General features: G+C 62.8%; 15 protein-coding genes. 10 read left to right on the top strand and 5 right to left on the bottom strand.

Annotated elements, in window-relative coordinates:
- Positions 1 to 95 precede the first annotated feature (95 nt).
- Positions 96 to 548: a DUF3005 domain-containing protein gene (locus tag FFS45_RS22690; protein ID WP_137956874.1), complete on the bottom strand. Its 453-nt coding sequence runs from the start codon at positions 546 to 548 to the stop codon at positions 96 to 98.
- Between the two features lie 279 nt (positions 549 to 827).
- On the opposite strand from FFS45_RS22690, the gene FFS45_RS22685 reads away from it, so the two are divergent.
- The 4 genes from FFS45_RS22685 (at position 828) to FFS45_RS22670 (ending at position 4086) form a co-directional block, all read left to right on the top strand.
- A complete protein-coding gene (locus FFS45_RS22685; RefSeq protein WP_074296310.1) occupies positions 828 to 1061 on the top strand; it encodes a hypothetical protein in 234 nt (77 codons plus the stop codon).
- Between the two features lie 104 nt (positions 1062 to 1165).
- Positions 1166 to 2092: a serine O-acetyltransferase EpsC gene (gene epsC, locus FFS45_RS22680; RefSeq protein ID WP_137956866.1), complete on the top strand. Its 927-nt coding sequence runs from the start codon at positions 1166 to 1168 to the stop codon at positions 2090 to 2092.
- Between the two features lie 108 nt (positions 2093 to 2200).
- Entirely contained in the window at positions 2201 to 3031 is an 831-nt protein-coding gene (locus FFS45_RS22675; protein ID WP_137956865.1) for an AraC family transcriptional regulator, read from the top strand.
- Between the two features lie 146 nt (positions 3032 to 3177).
- Positions 3178 to 4086 (top strand): DMT family transporter, encoded by a 909-nt coding sequence (locus tag FFS45_RS22670; RefSeq protein WP_137956864.1) that lies wholly within the window; start codon positions 3178 to 3180, stop codon positions 4084 to 4086.
- Between the two features lie 18 nt (positions 4087 to 4104).
- Here the strand turns inward: FFS45_RS22670 and folE are convergent, their stop codons facing one another.
- The 4 genes from folE to FFS45_RS22650 form a co-directional block, all read right to left on the bottom strand.
- Positions 4105 to 4740: a GTP cyclohydrolase I FolE gene (folE, locus tag FFS45_RS22665; protein WP_137956863.1), complete on the bottom strand. Its 636-nt coding sequence runs from the start codon at positions 4738 to 4740 to the stop codon at positions 4105 to 4107.
- Between the two features lie 162 nt (positions 4741 to 4902).
- The gene (locus FFS45_RS22660; protein WP_137956862.1) at positions 4903 to 5826 is read right to left on the bottom strand and encodes a LysR family transcriptional regulator; all 924 of its coding nucleotides are present in this window, start codon (positions 5824 to 5826) and stop codon (positions 4903 to 4905) included.
- 152 nt (positions 5827 to 5978) lie between these two features.
- Positions 5979 to 7754, bottom strand: a complete 1776-nt coding sequence (locus FFS45_RS22655) for a tetratricopeptide repeat protein (RefSeq protein ID WP_249362890.1) — start codon at positions 7752 to 7754, stop codon at positions 5979 to 5981.
- A gap of 132 nt (positions 7755 to 7886) precedes the next feature.
- Positions 7887 to 10100, bottom strand: coding sequence for a S8 family serine peptidase (locus FFS45_RS22650; protein ID WP_137956860.1), 2214 nt, complete (start codon positions 10098 to 10100; stop codon positions 7887 to 7889).
- A 586-nt stretch (positions 10101 to 10686) separates the two neighbouring features.
- Between FFS45_RS22650 and FFS45_RS22645 the strand changes: the two genes are divergently transcribed.
- The 6 genes from FFS45_RS22645 to FFS45_RS22620 all read left to right on the top strand — a co-directional run bounded on the left by FFS45_RS22645 (position 10687) and on the right by FFS45_RS22620 (position 16197).
- Positions 10687 to 11391: a 3-oxoacid CoA-transferase subunit A gene (locus tag FFS45_RS22645; RefSeq protein WP_137956859.1), complete on the top strand. Its 705-nt coding sequence runs from the start codon at positions 10687 to 10689 to the stop codon at positions 11389 to 11391.
- Positions 11392 to 11423: 32 nt separating this feature from the next.
- The gene (locus FFS45_RS22640; RefSeq protein WP_137956858.1) at positions 11424 to 12083 is read left to right on the top strand and encodes a 3-oxoacid CoA-transferase subunit B; all 660 of its coding nucleotides are present in this window, start codon (positions 11424 to 11426) and stop codon (positions 12081 to 12083) included.
- 106 nt (positions 12084 to 12189) lie between these two features.
- Entirely contained in the window at positions 12190 to 13569 is a 1380-nt protein-coding gene (locus FFS45_RS22635) for a 3-carboxy-cis,cis-muconate cycloisomerase (protein WP_137956857.1), read from the top strand.
- A gap of 4 nt (positions 13570 to 13573) precedes the next feature.
- The gene (gene pcaD / locus FFS45_RS22630; RefSeq protein WP_137956856.1) at positions 13574 to 14365 is read left to right on the top strand and encodes a 3-oxoadipate enol-lactonase; all 792 of its coding nucleotides are present in this window, start codon (positions 13574 to 13576) and stop codon (positions 14363 to 14365) included.
- Positions 14362 to 14745 (top strand): 4-carboxymuconolactone decarboxylase, encoded by a 384-nt coding sequence (gene pcaC / locus FFS45_RS22625; protein WP_137956855.1) that lies wholly within the window; start codon positions 14362 to 14364, stop codon positions 14743 to 14745. The genes pcaD and pcaC overlap by 4 nt, the downstream gene beginning before the upstream one ends.
- An 84-nt stretch (positions 14746 to 14829) precedes the next feature.
- Positions 14830 to 16197 carry an aromatic acid/H+ symport family MFS transporter gene (locus FFS45_RS22620; protein WP_137956854.1) on the top strand — a complete coding sequence of 456 codons (1368 nt, stop codon included), beginning with the start codon at positions 14830 to 14832 and terminating at the stop codon, positions 16195 to 16197.
- Positions 16198 to 16294: the final 97 nt, after the last annotated feature.

Here is a 16294-nt window from a genome sequence, read left to right as displayed (position 1 = left end):
TCCCACCCACGCCCCACCAGCGCCAGTGCGGCCATTACCGCTGGCAATCAAACATTGCCGCAGCTCATGTCATGCGGCACCCATGCGCCGCACGCTTACTTAACGCGCTGCAGTTCGATCACGCGTGTAGGCCGCATATGGTTGAGCGCGTAGTGAATGCGTCCGCGGTCCTGACGACTGCCTACCGGGCGCGGATCGTCGAACTGATAGTCGGCGTCGTACGCCGCTTGCGGCTCGGCCATGCCTTTGTCCAATACCGTATAGCCCGGCTCCAGCGCGAGCAGCAGATGATTGCCGCCCACCCGGCTGTCGAAGCCGGCGAGGCCGTCACGTGCTTCCGGCACGCTGTTCACGAGCGTGGCGTTGCTCGTGGTGATTTCGTCAGGCCCGATCGGACTGTGTCCGGCGATGCGCGCCGCTTCGAGGTTTTTGCCGTCGGTGCCGACCGTGCTGTCGTGAGTGCGGTCGTTGTGCAGATCGGTACTGCTCGGGCCGCCGACGCCGGGTTGGCTGACGGTGTTCGTAGGTTTGCCAGTGTCGCTGTTCATCATGCTTTCTCCTTGAGACAACATGGGTGAAATGGCAGCAAAATTTGTTCCGGAGATCCCTGAGGCGACCTGCACGCCTTCCGGTTTACGCCTGTGAGCAGGACATGCGTTCTTTTGATTTTTTTTAATCAACGCGTATTTTCTAGAGAGTATGATCATACTCCGACGAGCGAGCGCGCTCAAATGGACGGCTTCTGCCAAGCCGCTATCAGCGTAGCCGGTGAGAGACGGCGACGCGCTGCTCGGACCAATATACGAGGCAGTCAGGGCGGGTGACACATGCACTTCGATGCTGCATTCACACATCGCGGCTACTTATTAAACTGCGCACCGGCGCGGGCGGGAGACGGAACTTGGCAACCTTACGTGGTGATCTCCCGTTCGAGCGACGGCGAGCTGGTTGCCAACCGGTTTTTCCCTACCGATTTCCGCTTTGCCGACGAAGCCGCCGCCATCGCGCATGCGCGCGATTGGGCGGTGCGCTGGATCGACGCCAGCAGCGTCACCATATGACGCAGTTAGCGTGGATGTAGCGCTGCACAAGCAGCGGGAAAACGCGGTAATCTCTGGGGACAATTCACTTTGACCGTGCTTGCCGCACGGCCGCCGTCCTCGCCATGTCAAATCCTTCTTCCCGCAACTGGGGCCTCGAGCAGATCGTAGCCGACCTGCGCGCGTCGCGTGAGCAACTGCATCGTACGCGCCATCCTCGCGGCATCCGCGAACTGCCGTCGCGCGACGCGGTGAGCAGTATCGTCACCGGCCTGCGCGCTGCGCTGTTCCCGACTCACTACGGCGCCGCCGACCTGACCGATGAGACCGTCGATTATTACGTCGGCCACACGCTCGAAAGCACCCTGAGGCTGCTCGCCGAGCAGATCCGGCGGGCATTGCGCTTTTTGCCCGAACACGCCGAGACACCCGATGCCGTGCTCGCCGAGCGCGCGTTCGAAGTGGCGCGCGAATTCGGCACACAATTACCGGGTATCCGCGCGCTGCTGGTCAGCGATATCCAGGCCGCTTTCACCGGCGATCCGGCCGCGCAGCACATCACCGAAATCCTGCTCTGTTACCCGGGCGTCTGGGCGATGACGCACCACCGTCTCGCTCACGCGCTGCACCGGCTCGGCGTGCCACTGCTGGCACGGTTTATTAACGAAATCGCGCACTCGGCGACCGGCATCGACATTCACCCTGGCGCGCAAATCGGACCGAGCTTCTTCATTGACCACGGCACCGGTGTGGTTATCGGCGAGACTGCCATCATCGGTGAGCGCGTGCGCGTGTATCAGGCGGTCACGCTCGGGGCGAAGAGCTTCGCGGCGGATGTCGACGGCACGCTCGTCAAGGGCAATGCCCGCCATCCGGTCGTCGAGGACGACGTGGTGATCTACGCGGGGGCGACGATTCTCGGCCGCGTGACGATTGGGCGTGGTTCGGTGATTGGCGGCAATGTGTGGCTCACGCATAGCGTGCCGCCGGGCAGCAGTGTGTCGCAAGGCAAGGTTCGCGAGGGCGACCGCAACGACGAAGGGCGGCGCTGATGTCGGCCCCGCTGTTGACCCTGCTGTTGCGCCCGCGGTTGTCCTCGCAGTTGTCCTCGCTGTTGCCCCCGCAGTTAGCGCTGCCGCGTCCTCGCTAGCACGCACGCCATGGCCACCAGTCGCGTTCATATGCCACGCTGTGCGATTGCCGGGGTTGAGGCGACGGTCGCGGAAACGGCGCATGCGTTTCCGCGTCATTCGCACGACCGCTTCGGCGTGGGCGTAATCGTGCGTGGCGGGCATCGTTCGGCGAGCGGACGCGGCCTCGTCGAGGCACGCATGAACGACGCGATCATGGTCAACCCCGGCGAAGTTCACGACGGCAGTCCGCTCGACGAGCGTGGCCGCGCATGGCGCATGCTTTACTTTGAACCGGCGTTGCTGGATGGCGTGGCGCTTGAACTGGCCGCGCAGTGTCCAGGTGTGGCGCCGCATCGGGTCGAACTGACGCAACCTGTCGCTCACGATCCTGTGTTGAAAGCGCTGTTTGAGCGGCTGTTCCTGATCTCAGTCACGTTGCCCGGCCCCGGCGACGCGATGGCGCGCGAGACGGCGTTGCTGCAGATGCTTGGGCATCTCGGACGCCATCACACTACGCTGGCCTATGTACCCTCACGCGCGCCGGCGGGTCCGATCACGCGCGCCAAGGCGCGCATCGACGATGATCCCGCTGCACAGCTAACGCTCGCGGAACTGGCTGCGGAGGCAGGCATGAGCCGTTTCCAGCTGCTGCGCAGCTTCGCCCAGCAACTCGGGCTGCCGCCGCACGCGTACCGCATGCAGCGGCGCGTCGTGCTGGCCCGTCAGTGGATCGCCCGTGGCGCGACGCTTGCCGATGCCGCCGCCGCCGCCGGGTTTGCCGATCAGAGTCATATGACGCGGGCCTTTGTGCGTCTGCTCGGCGTGACGCCCGCCAACTACGCTGCGGCGACCCGCTGAGCACGCGCCGGCCCGATAGACCAGATAGCCCCGCTAGTCTCGTTAGACCCGCCAGCTTCGTTTAACTACGCGCTGCAATTTCATTCAAGACCCCTCGCCGCCCGGCTTCTAAGCTGACCGCTCATTCAATCAACAAGGGCGGTGGCATGAATTCGCGTTACCTGGGTTATCTCTTGTGCGGCCTGGCGATGATCGGCGTCGGCAGTACGGTGGTGGTCAGCAAGCCGATCGCGGCCGGGCTGCCGCCGTTCTCCGCCACGGCGTTGCGTTTTGCGATTGCCTTTCCGGTGTTTCTGCTGGTGATGCGCGTGCGCGGGGTGCGCTGGCCGCGTCCTGGACGGCGGGACATATTGTTGCTGATCGCCCAGGCGGGTGCCGGCAGCGTCGGCTATACGGTGTGTCTGATCAGCGGCATGAAGCTTGCGTCGGCCGCGGACGCAGGCGTGATAGCGGGCACTTTGCCGGCGGTCTCGGCACTGGTGGCCATGCTGGCGCTCGGCGAGCGGCCGGGGCCCTCGCTGCTCGGCGCGATCGTGCTGGCGACCTTGGGCGTGCTGGTATGCACGGTACACATCGAAGATATCGGCGCGCCGCATGCGGCTGGTTCTTTAGCCGGTGACACGCTCGTATTTGCCGCGATTGTCTGCGAAGCGCTGTTTATTCTGATCAACCGCAAGCTGCGCACACCAGTCGCCGCGCTGCCGCTGTCGGCCCTGATGAGCGGTATAGGCTTCGCCGTGGCGATTGTGCCGGCATGTTTCGAGCAGGCATGGCGCCTGCCGTTCAATGCCGGCGCGCTCGCCGGAGTGGTTTATTACGCGCTGGTGCCGACCGTGGCTGGCTTCGTGCTGTGGTACGCGGGGGCCGCGCGGATCAGCGGCGCGGAAGCGGGCCTGATGACCGCATTGGTGCCCGTGAGTACGGTGGCGATGGCGGCGGCTTTTCTGCATGAGCCGGTATCGGGCGCGCAGCTCGCGGGCGTAGCCTGTGTGCTCGGCGCGGTCCTGCTGGCGACCGTGGGGCAGATGAAACGCGCACCGCGCCGTCCGGCGTGAGGCCAGTGGCTTGGCGTGCTAAGTATTCGCCACCGCCACGATACCGGGATTGCCGACGATCGACAGAAACTCGCGGCGGGTCGACGGGTCCGTGCGAAACGTGCCGAGCATGCGCGACGTGACCATGGTGACGCCGGCCTTGTGTACGCCGCGCGTCGACATGCATTGATGAGCGGCTTCAAGAATGACGCCGACGCCCGCGGGTTGCAGCACGTCGTTGAGCGTGTCGGCGATCTGCGCGGTCATCTTCTCCTGGATCTGTAGCCGCTTGGCGAACGCGTCGACAAGCCGCGCCAGCTTCGAAATACCCACGACCCGGTGGCCCGGCAGATAGGCAACGTGCGCGCGGCCGATGATCGGCACCATGTGATGCTCGCAATAGCTTTCGAAGCGGATGTCTTTGAGGACGATCATCTCGTCGTAGCCGTCCACCTCCGAGAAGGTGCGGGCGAGCAGGTCGCGTGGATTGACTGCATAGCCCGCGAAGAATTCCTCATAGGAGCGGACTACGCGCGCCGGCGTGTCCAGCAGGCCTTCGCGCTGCGGATCGTCGCCCGCCCAGCGCAGCAGCACGCGGACGGCTTCTTCCGCTTCGTCGCGCGTCGGGCGCCCCGGGGTTTCGTTCTGCCTGGTTTTCTTTGGCTTGCTGCTCATCCTTCTTTCCTCCGGTTCCGCGTCCGCGCGCTGAATAAGGTCCAAACGGTGGCAGCCATTGTTCCATGTTTTACGCTGACGCGCGCGGCGCTGCCTGCGGGCCGACTCACATGCAGGCAGCCGTCGCAGCGCGGCTTCATTGCCGGAGGGCGAGTATGTGGACTATTTCGGCCACTCGTCCATGGCATCGTTAAAGAGCTCGGCGACGATGCTGCGCAACCAGCCCGCACGCGGATCGTTATGAAACTTGCGATGCCAATGCTGCTTCAGATCGAAGCGTGGCAGTTCGAGCGGTGGCTCGACGAGCGTGATGGAGGCGTGCTCGGAGACATAGGCAAAGCCGATTGCGTGCGGCACCGTGGCGATCAGATTGGTGCGTGCGAGGATGAACGGCAGGCTCATGAAGTGCGAAGTCTCCAGCACCGCACGGCGCCGGATGCGCTTTTTCTCAAGGAACTGCTCGAGGACTTCCTGGCTGCGCCCTTCGGCGCGCACCACCGCATGCCCGCAGCCGACGAACTGCGACAGCGTGAGCGGCTCGCGTGCAAGCGGATGGTCGCTGCGCATCAGGCAAATGAAACGGTGCGTAAACAGGCGTTGCTGAAAGAAGTTATTGCCCGACAGGTCAGGGAAGTAGCCGACTGCCAGATCCACGTCGCCGGATTCGAGGCCGCGCTCGATTTGCGAGGGTGGAAGCGAGACCGAGCGCAGATTCGCATGCGGCGCGCGTTCCGCGAAGAGTTGCAGCAGGCGCGGCAGGAACACGATTTCGCCGACATCGGAAAGCGCGATCGAAAACGTGTGCGTCGTCGACGCCGGTTCGAAGTCTTGCGCATCGAGCATGCCCTGTTCGATCCGTAGCAGCGCCTCGCGCGCTGCCGGGACGAGCGCGAGCGCTCGCGGCGTCGGCTCCATGCCGCGCGAAGTGCGCACGAAGAGCTGGTCGCCGAAGTACTCGCGCAACCGCCCGAGCGCCGTGCTCACACGCGGCTGGCTGACGCCCAGGCGTTCGGCTGCGCGGCTCACATTGCGGGTTTCTTCCATCGCAACGAGGTAGGGGATCAGGTTCAGGTCGAGTTCGGACATGCGGGCAGGGAGTGGACTAGTATCGCTGGAGCGTATACACCGTACAGCCTAAATCTCCTTGCCGTATATTGGGGAAAGCGCCGAGGGTCGTTTGACTTTTCCACCGGGCCGCCGGGCCACGGGCGTTGGGGCAGGCGGCGCTTCGTGCAAGGCTAGCTTGCCGGCGTGTCACGCCATGCCAGCAACGCCTGCCGGACGTCTTGAACCACGCAATCCCACGCTCCCGGCTCGGGCTGACGGAACAGGCGCATGGACGGATACCAGGGACTGTCGTTCCGGTCTGTCATCCAGCGCCAGTCGGCGCCGGCTTGCAGCAGCGTCCATACGGGCAAGCTCGCCGCACCGGCGAGATGCGCGACCGACGTGTCAACGGTAATGAGCAGGTCGAGCGTCGCAAGTATCGCGAGCGTGTCGGTGAAGTCCTGAATGACCGGGCCCAGCGTGTGCAAGTCGAATTCCTGCCCCAGGACTTCGCTTTCTCGCTCGCGCTCCCCTTTCTGGACCGAATACCAGGTTGTTCGCGGCAGCGCGAAAAGCGGTCTCAACACCTCAAGACGGATAGACCGGAAGCGGTCGAGCAGATGGTGCGGGCCGCCGGCCCACACCACACCGATTCGCCGGTTTCCGTTATATGCAGTGACGGGCGAAATGGCATCGATGCGGGCCCGCCAGTGCTTGAGCTTGTCGGGCGATGCTGTGATGTAGGGCATCGCAATGGGCAGCATCGACTGATTGAGCTTCATATGCCCGGGCATCTTGAGCATATGGCTCCAGTAATCATACGGGCCGGACGGCATGGTGGTGAATACGGCGCGCACGCCGGTCATGCTGGCCGCGATGCCCGCGACAGGCTGGCTGACCAGCACATCGACGACGGCTCCCTGACGGCGTAGCCACTCGGCGAAGCGAATAAACTGGATTTCATCGCCACGGCCCTGTTCGCCTACCAGCAGGAACGTGCATCCGGCAACAGGTTCGCTTTTCCATTCGGGGAAGCCGGGGAAAGCCATCTCCTTGTCTTTGCCAGGCAGTGCGTAGAACCAGGCGTAACGTTTCCAGCCTTCTGCGAATTCACCGAGGCTAAGCAACGTGCCTGCGAGGTGGAATTGCAGATAGGGGTTATCGGGCAGCCGTCTCGCCGCTTCCATGCTGTGCGGCAGGCATTCGGCGGCCTTGCCGCATATGCCAAGTGCGCGCGCAGCGTTGTGATGCAGAAGGGGATGCAGCGGGTCGATTACCAGTCCCTGTCTTGCTACGCTGAGCGCTTCATTGAAGTAGTCGTTCGTGTTGAGTACAAACGCTAGTGACTTTAGCGCGTCGGCGTCGTCAGCGAAGCGGGTTCTGATCGTGGCGATAACTTCGTCAAGCTGTCCTGTGCGGCGGGCTTTGATGAGTGATGCGATCGTGTCGAGCCCGTCTTGCAGGTTTCCTGAGTCGAGCGCCCACGCTCGCAGCCAGTATTGCGCAGCATCGTCGGTCGCGCCGAGTTCCTTGCTGATGCGCGCGAGCGCGCGAAGCGCATGATGCAGTTGGGGATCTATAACAATGGCTTTTTCGTAGTGGGCCCTGGCTTCAGCAAGCCGGCGCGATTGCCGAAGACAGTCGGCCAGGTTCCGGTGCAGTGTTGCCGTGCTTCCCGCGAGATTGATCGCTTGCCGATAGAGCGCTTCGGCACGGACATACTCGCGTTTCACGGCGGCAATCAGACCTGCGTGCTCCCATAGTTCGGCACGCTCCGGAGCGGCCTTCAAGGCGAGTCCAATATGCGTGTTCGCCTCGTCGATCGCATGGATATGCACGCATGCAAGAGCCAGCCGGTGCAACGCGTGAATGTCGTTCGGACGCTCGGCCAATACTTTCCGGTAATGGTGCGCCGCTTCGCTCATACGCTGCGCGGAGAATGCCGCGTCGGCGTGTTTGATTATCACGCGGACGTCCGCTGAACTGATATCTGCATTTGACATTGTGACGGGCAAACCATTTGCCCAGTGTTAGTCATACCCCTGAGCCGGCGAACCGGCCGCAGGGGCATTGCTATCAGGCGGCGCTATTGCCGAAAACTAGCAGGGCGCCATACCCGGGCTACACAAGCCCTTGGATTGATCGGGAGGCGTATTGAAGGCGCGGAGGCTGGCGCTATTTACCGCTGTCTTGGCCGTAACCCGGGCATACCAGATTCCTCCGTTGAGTATTGTCAATCCTGTACAGGTCGCATGCACCCCGCCTGTCATGACCGACGAGCAGTCAGGCGACACCATGGAAGCTGTACCGCCTTTGACTTCAAGCAACGCAACATCTTTCGCCGAACCCGATCTGAGGTCAAAGGTTGTGGTCCATGCGGTATTGAAGATCAAGCTTCGCACCCCTCCCGGAGCCGCAATCGAAAAGTACAGGATCTCGCCGTTGGCCAACGGAAAATTCAATCCGTACTGGGCGGCGTAATCATTGTCAGTAAGATCGGTCACGAGGAGCGGCTTGACACTAACAGGGCGCCTGACGGTACTGGTTGCCCCGCTTGTATCGGTCACGGTGAGCGTGACCAGATAGGTTCCCGGGTAGTCGTAGTTCACAACCGGATTGGTCGAACCTGTCGTGACCGTGTCAGGGTTTCCGTCGCCGAAATTCCAGTCCCATTTGCGGATAGACCTGCTACCACGCGCCGTAGAAAGGTTCGTACACGTTAGCTGCATAAGTTGCGCGCTTTGTGCGCACTCAAAGTCAGCCGACGCTGGAATTTTTCCCGACCTCGCAGCGATGACCGTAGCATACGCGTCGACGATTCCCGATCCAATAGGCTGATCGGGTAAACCGGCCGGAAATGGCTGCACATTCTGCATCAGCAGCGTGCGCATTTCTGCAGGCGTGAGAGGCTCGGGAGCAACTGACTGGGCGAGCGCCATCACGCCGCTGACCGCAGGCGCAGCCATCGATGTGCCGCTCATGTATGTGTACCCTTCGGTACCAGGCGACGACGTCCCGTTGTTGTAGGTGGACCAGATTGAATCGGCCGGCGCCGCAATATCGACCGTGACGCCATCGTTGGAGTTTACCCATCTTCCTCCCGGGCGGTTCGTGCCGCCTACACTGACAACGCCGCGACAATTCGCGGGTTCGAAATTCGACGCGTCGACCGCATTGTTGCCGGCGGCGGCAGCGACCATTGATCCCCGGCTGATTGCATAGTCGATGGCGTTCTGGAAAGTGGCTTCACACATACCCAGACCGCCGACGCTAAGGTTGATGACCTTCGCCGGATAGGGGTTCGCGGGAACACCCGGAACGCTTCCGCCGGCGGCCCAGGTTATGCCGTCAGCAATATCGGAGGCGTAGCCGTTTCCGCAGGCATTCATTACCCGAACCGGAACGATCCGTGCGGCTGGCGCGATCCCGGCGATCCCAACGCCGTTGTTGGTCAGCGCTGCAGCAATGCCCGCGACGTGTGTGCCATGCCAGACCACACTGCAGTTTTTCTCGGTCGTGATGCCGGGATTCATGCCGTTTCCGCCTCTGTTGCCTGAGGTGAAGTCGTATCCGGGCAGGATGTTTGCGTTCAGGTCACCATGACTCGTTACACCGTTGTCCACCACGGCAATGACGATGCCCGATCCGTTAGCGACATCCCAGGCCCCTTCGGCCCGTATGCCGACCGTAGCGACACCGGGCTTCTGGTTCGAGGTGAGCCCCCATTGGCTGCTGTACTCCGGGTCGTTCGGCGTCATCGTCACCGACATTTCCGTATCGGGCTCGACGTATTCGACGTTTGGGTCTGAAGCGATAGCGCGCATGAATGCCCTCGCTTCCCTCGCGTTCAGTTTGCGTTCCGTCGTAACGACATCCGAGCCGATACCCATGCGGCGCAAATGATGTGCCCTGGCAGGGAAGGCACTCGCGAACCGGTCAAGTTTTGACTGGACTGCCGCGGTAGAAACACGTTCCGTGCTGCCTGTTTTGTAGCGAATGATGAAGCGGTCGGTGGTGGTATCCGCGGTAATGCTGCTGGTGTTCATCTTCAGGGATGCCGCGAGCGGAATCTGGGTAGAACTCGCGGCGCTCGCCGCTGCCGCGACCTCGGCCGTGCTTTGTGCCGTTGGCGTGGCTTGTGCCGGCGAGCCCGTGCTGTCTTCCCCGCCGCACGCCGTGAGCAGCAACGAAAGCGCAATGGCCGCGCTCCTGGCAATCGCACGGTGCGCGCTTACTTTTGACCACTTCAGGCTGATTTTGCAAATCGTTTGGCAGAAACCTGCCGGTTCGTCGTCATGTCTCTTTGTCTGCATTATTCATTTATTCCTCGGCGGCTCACCAAGCCGATGCGCCGCTCTCGATTTGTGTTTTGCACCAGGACCGATGTGCCGGCGCGAGTCGCGCGCCGGTTACCTCTAACGGTTCTCATCAGATGAAGTGTTTAATATTCCTAACTAAATGATTTGTATCCAGTTCGTTGCCGCACCATCTTTCCTCCCCGGATAACCTGCACGCAAGGCTCGCGGACGGCGTATCCTGACGGAGATAGTACTGTTCCTGTGCGAGATAAAAAATCGGGAGATTCTCCGCTTTGATCAGAACAGTTACCAGGCATGTGGGATTTCGTCTTGCTGGTTACCATCGACTATCGCCGAACTATGGATAGCCCCGCCTTGACAACGGGTTACAGCCGCTTTCATAATGAGCCCATTCGTTCGCTAAACGAATCCATGTTCAACATACGAACATTTCGGCGAGCAAAATCGCGTTGATCCGGTCCGGTCGGCGCGCTATGACCAGGACGTGGAGACCGTCCCGCGTGTCGTTCACCGCATGCCAGCCAGGCTGACTGCGGCGGCACAAGCGGTCCGGCGCGAAGCGTCTCAAAGGGAATCCGACATGATCAACAAGATTTTCGAGTCACTTCAAGCCGCGGTGGCCGACGTGCAGGATGGCGCCACCGTCATGATCGGCGGCTTCGGCACGGCCGGCATGCCGTCCGAACTCATCGACGCCCTGATCGAGCAGGGCGCGCGCGAGCTCACCATCGTCAACAACAACGCGGGCAACGGCGACATTGGCCTTGCCGCCTTGCTCAAGGCAAAGCGCGTGCGCAAGATCATCTGCTCGTTTCCGCGCCAGAGCGATTCCTATGTGTTCGACGCGCTCTACCGCGCCGGTGAGATCGAACTCGAACTCGTGCCGCAGGGCAATCTCGCCGAGCGCATTCGCGCAGCAGGGGCGGGCATTGGCGGCTTCTTCACCCCCACGGGTTACGGCACGAAACTCGCTGAGGGCAAGGAGACCCGCCTGATCGACGGCAAGCATTACGTCCTGGAGTCGCCGCTGCACGCGGATTTCGCGCTCATCAAGGCCTTCAAGGGCGACCGCTGGGGCAATCTGGTCTACCGCAAGACCGCGCGCAACTTCGGCCCGATCATGGCGAGCGCGGCAAAAACCGCCATCGTGCAGGTCTCCAGAGTGGTGCCGCTCGGCGAACTCGATCCGGAACAGATCGTCACGCCCGGCATCTTTGTGCAACGCGTGATCGAAGTGCCGCAAGCCACGCATCAAGCCGAGCTTGCCGCGGCCACGACCGCCTGAGCGCGCTCGAGGACCCACCTGAGGAACCCGACATGAAAAAACTGACCCGCGATGAAATGGCGAAGCGCGTCGCCCAGGATATCCCCGAGGGCGCGTATGTGAACCTGGGTATCGGCGTGCCCACGCTGGTGGCCAACCACCTCGCTGCCGACAAGGAGATCTTCCTGCACAGCGAAAACGGCTTGCTCGGCATGGGCCCGGCGCCGGCACCCGGTGCGGAAGACGACGAACTGATCAACGCCGGCAAGCAGCATGTCACGCTGCTCACGGGCGGCGCATACTTCCACCATGCGGATTCGTTCGCGATGATGCGCGGTGGCCACCTCGACTTTTGCGTACTCGGTGCGTTCCAGGTATCGGCCAAGGGCGACCTCGCAAACTGGCACACTGGCGCACCGGACGCGATTCCGGCAGTCGGCGGCGCGATGGACCTGGCAATCGGCGCAAAGCAGGTCTTTGTGATGATGGAGCATCTGACCAAGCAGGGCGAGAGCAAGATTGCGGCCGAATGCACGTATCCCGTCACCGGTGTAGCCTGCGTAGACCGTATCTATACGGATCTGGCCATGATCGACGTGACCGCGGACGGCCTGGTCGTGCGCGAGATCTTCTCGGATATCGATTTCGACGCGCTGCACAAACTGACCGGTGTGCCGCTGATCGACGGCACCCAGGACGCACGCGCCGCGTGACCTTGGCGCGGCGTTTCGCCACAATGGTGGACAGCGCCGCGCGCCGCACCTGTCTGGCTAGGCTGCGCGCGGGTCCGATCTCTTTCTCCGTTTTACCGACTCCATCATGCTCGAAGCCAGTGCCCGCCTGACCGGCCTCCTCTGCGGCACGCAGCCGATGAACGACATCTGGTCGCCGCGGGCGACGCTGCAAAAGATGCTGGATGTGGAGGCGGCGCTTGCGCGGGCGTCGGCGGCGCATAAGGTTATTCCGCCGTCGGCGGTAGCCGCGATCGAGGCAGCATGCCACGCCGACCAACTCGACGCCGAGACCCTGGCGCGCGACGCCGCCCTTGGCGGCAACCTTGCCATTCCACTCGTCAAGCAGTTGACCGCGCGCGTCAAGGCGGCAGATGCCGAGGCATCGAAGTACGTTCACTGGGGCGCGACTAGCCAGGACATCATCGATACCGCGACCGTCCTGCAACTGCGCGACACCTTCGACCTGCTCGAACATCATCTGCACAGCACCTCTGCGGCGCTTGCCGTGCTGGCCCGCAAGCATCGCGCCACACCGATGATCGGCCGCACCTGGTTGCAGCAGGCCTTGCCGATTACGCTGGGGTTGAAATTCGCGCAATGGCTCGACGCCCTGTTGCGCTATCGCATACGGCTCAATGAGTTGCGCACACGCGTGCTGACCCTGCAATTCGGCGGTGCCGCCGGCACGCTCGCGAGCCTGCGCGACGCCGCTCCGGCCGTGAGCCAAACCTTGGGCAAGGAGTTGAACCTGAGCGTGCCCGCCTTGCCGTGGCATACGCAGCGCGATCGCGTGGCCGAAACCGCTGCATGGCTCGGCATGCTGATCGGCACGCTTGGCAAGATGGCCCGGGATATCTCGCTGCAGATGCAAACCGAACTCGGCGAAGTGGCGGAGCCCGCCGCGGCGGGCAAGGGCGGCTCGTCGACCATGCCGCACAAGCGCAATCCGGTCGGCTGCGCGGCCGTGCTGACCGCCGCAACACGCGCGCCTGGCCTCGTTGCCACCGTGCTGAGCGGGATGGTGCAGGAACACGAACGCGCCCTCGGCGGCTGGCAGGCCGAATGGGACGCGCTGCCCGATCTCGCGCGCCTCGCCGGTGGCGCGCTTGTCAATATTGAACAGATCGTCAGCGGCCTCGACGTCAATGTCGAGCGGCTCGCAGCCAATCTCGAGGTCACGCATGGCCTGATTCTCGGCGAAGCGGTGATGCTCGCACTCGGCGACAGCATTGGCCGGCTCGACGCGCATCATCGGGTCGAGCAGGCCTCGAAAACGGCGGTACAGACGGGGCAAAAACTGTTCGACGTACTCGCGGCCGATCCCGCCGTTACGCAACATCTTCCGGTCGAGCAACTGCAGCGTCTGCTCGATCCGGCTCAATACGTCGGTCAGGCGCATGCCTACGTAGACGCCGTGCTTGCCCTGCACAGCGCGCGCGCCGACCTCACCACCTCTCAGGAGTAGCAGCATGCCCTACGCCGCAGTCAATGGCATTGAGCTTCACTATCGGATCGACGGCGACCGGCACGGCCATGCGCCGTGGATCGTGCTGTCGAATTCGCTCGGCAGCGACATGTCGATGTGGACGCCGCAAGTCGCTGCACTCGCGAAACAGTTTCGTGTATTGCGCTACGACACGCGCGGCCACGGTCACTCGGAAGCGCCGAAGGGCCCCTATACGATCGAACAGTTGAGCGGCGATGTGCTCGGCCTGATGGATACGCTGAAGATCGACAAGGCGAATTTCTGCGGTATCTCGATGGGCGGCCTGACCGGTGTCGCGTTGGCGGCGCGGCATACGAGCCGCTTGCAACGCGTCGTGCTGTGCAACACCGCCGCGCGCATCGGCTCGCCGGAAGTGTGGGTGCCGCGAGCCGAGCGGGCGCGCAAGGAGGGGATGCTCGCGCTCTCCGAAGCGGTCCTGCCACGCTGGTTTACTGGCGAATTCATTGCGCGCGAACCGCTGATGTTCTCCGTGATCCGCGATGTCTTCGTCCATACCGACAAGGAAGGCTACGCCAACAACTGCGAAGCGATCGATGCAACCGATCTGCGTCCCGAAGTGTCTGGCATCAAGCTGCCCACGCTCGTGATTTCGGGCACGCACGATCTGGCGGCGACGCCGGCCCAGGGCAAGGAACTCGCCGCCGCTATCCCAGGCGCACGCTATGTCGAACTGGACGCGTCGCACATTTCCAACATCGAGCAGGCTGAGGTCTTTACAAAGACGGTGCTCGACTTCCTCAAGGAGCCGCAATGAACGACGACGAACGCTATGAGGCCGGAATGAAGGTGCGCCGCGCGGTGCTGGGCGATGCGCACGTCGACCGTTCCTTGAATAACCTGACCGAATTCACGGAGGAGTTCCAGAATTTCATCACGCGGTATGCATGGGGTGAGATCTGGACGCGCGAAGGTTTGCCGCGTCACACGCGCAGCCTGGTGACGATCGCGCTGATGGTCTCACTCAATCGCAGCGAAGAGCTGGCCTTGCATCTGCGCGCTGCGAAGAACAATGGCGTGACGCACGAGGAGATCAAGGAGGTGCTGCTGCAGACCGCGATCTACTGCGGCGTGCCGGCCGCCAATTCGGCCTTCCATCTGGCCGACAAGCTGTTTCGCGAAGACGACGGCACCTGACGCGGCCAGCCGCAAGAATGAAAAGAAGCGCGGGCATTGCACCGCGCTCAAGACAAACAGCTTTGCATGGGATTGGAGACAACCATGACAGACACGGTGTTTGGCACCACGCGCACGCTCGACGTGCAGCAGTTTATCGATGCACGGCGTTTCTCGCCGTATCAATGGTTCGTCCTGATCCTGTGCTTTCTGATCGTCGCGACTGACGGCTTCGATACCGCTGCAATCGGCTTTGTTGCGCCCTCGCTTGCGCAGGAATGGCACGCCACCAAAGCGGCTTTGGCGCCGGTGATGAGCGCGGCGCTGGTCGGCCTTGCGATTGGCGCGCTCGCGGCGGGTCCGCTAGCGGACCGCATCGGGCGCAAGAAAGTGCTGGTGGGATCGGTGCTGGTGTTCGGCGCGCTCAGCATTGCGTGCGCGTTTGCCGGCTCGGTGACTGAGCTGGCCGTATTGCGTCTCCTGACCGGTATCGGTTTGGGTGCGGCGATGCCGAACGCAACCACGCTGACTTCCGAGTATGCACCCGCTCGCAAGCGCTCGCTCCTCGTCAATACGATGTTCTGCGGCTTTACCGTGGGCGCCTCAGCCGGCGGTCTGGTTGCGGCGGCGCTGATTCCGCACTACGGCTGGCGCAGTGTGTTTGTCGCGGGGGGCGCGATGCCGATCGTGCTGGGTTTCGTGCTGATCGGCTTGCCCGAATCGATCCGCTTCATGGTATTGCGTGGCTGGCCGGTGGAGCGGATTGCGGCCGTGCTGCGGCGCATTGCGCCGAACGAGTCGTTCGACAACGTGCGCTTTGTGCTGCCGGAAGATCCCACGGTGCAGCGCAAGACGGGCGGTTCCGTGGTGCTTTCAGCCCGCTTCAGGACCGGCACGATCATGCTGTGGGTGACCTACTTTTCCGGACTGCTGGTGTACTACATGCTGACTAGCTGGCTGCCCACCTTGATCCGCGATACGGGCTTCACGGTGCGGCAAGCCGCGCTCGTTACGGCGCTCTTTCCGTTCGGCGGCGGGGTGGGGTCGATTGCGGTCGGCTGGTTGATGGACCGCTTCGAGCCGCATCGCGTGATTGCGATTACCTACGTGCTGACGGGTCTGTTCGTGTGGATGGTCGGTCAGCAGTCGGGCAGCCTTGTGTGGCTCGCGGCGATTACGTTTATTGCGGGCGTTTGCATGAATGGGGCGCAGTCGTCGCTGCCCACGTTGGCCGCGGCGTTCTATCCGACTAGCGGCCGCGCCACGGGTGTCGCATGGATGCTCGGTGTTGGGCGTTTCGGCGGGATTCTGGGTGCGTTTTCCGGTGGCTTGCTGTTGCAGGCCAATATTGGCTTCAGCACGATCTTTGCACTGCTTGCCGTGCCGTCGCTCATCGCAGCGGGGGCGTTGCTGGTGAAGCGCTCCGCCGCGCATCGCGCGGCGGCTGCGAACTTGCCGCCGGAAGCGGCTTGAGAGAGTGTGGCGGCGTAGCCGCGAGAAGGCGGCGATAAGGCCGCGATAAGGCCGCGCCGCTCATGCCTGATCGTCAGGCCGAGTGAAACCGCCTTCG

Origin of the sequence: Burkholderia sp. 4M9327F10, assembly GCF_005503145.1 — a bacterium.
Lineage (GTDB): Bacteria > Pseudomonadota > Gammaproteobacteria > Burkholderiales > Burkholderiaceae > Paraburkholderia.
Note: the sequence above shows the minus strand (reverse complement) of the source record. Positions and strands in the feature narration are given on the sequence as shown.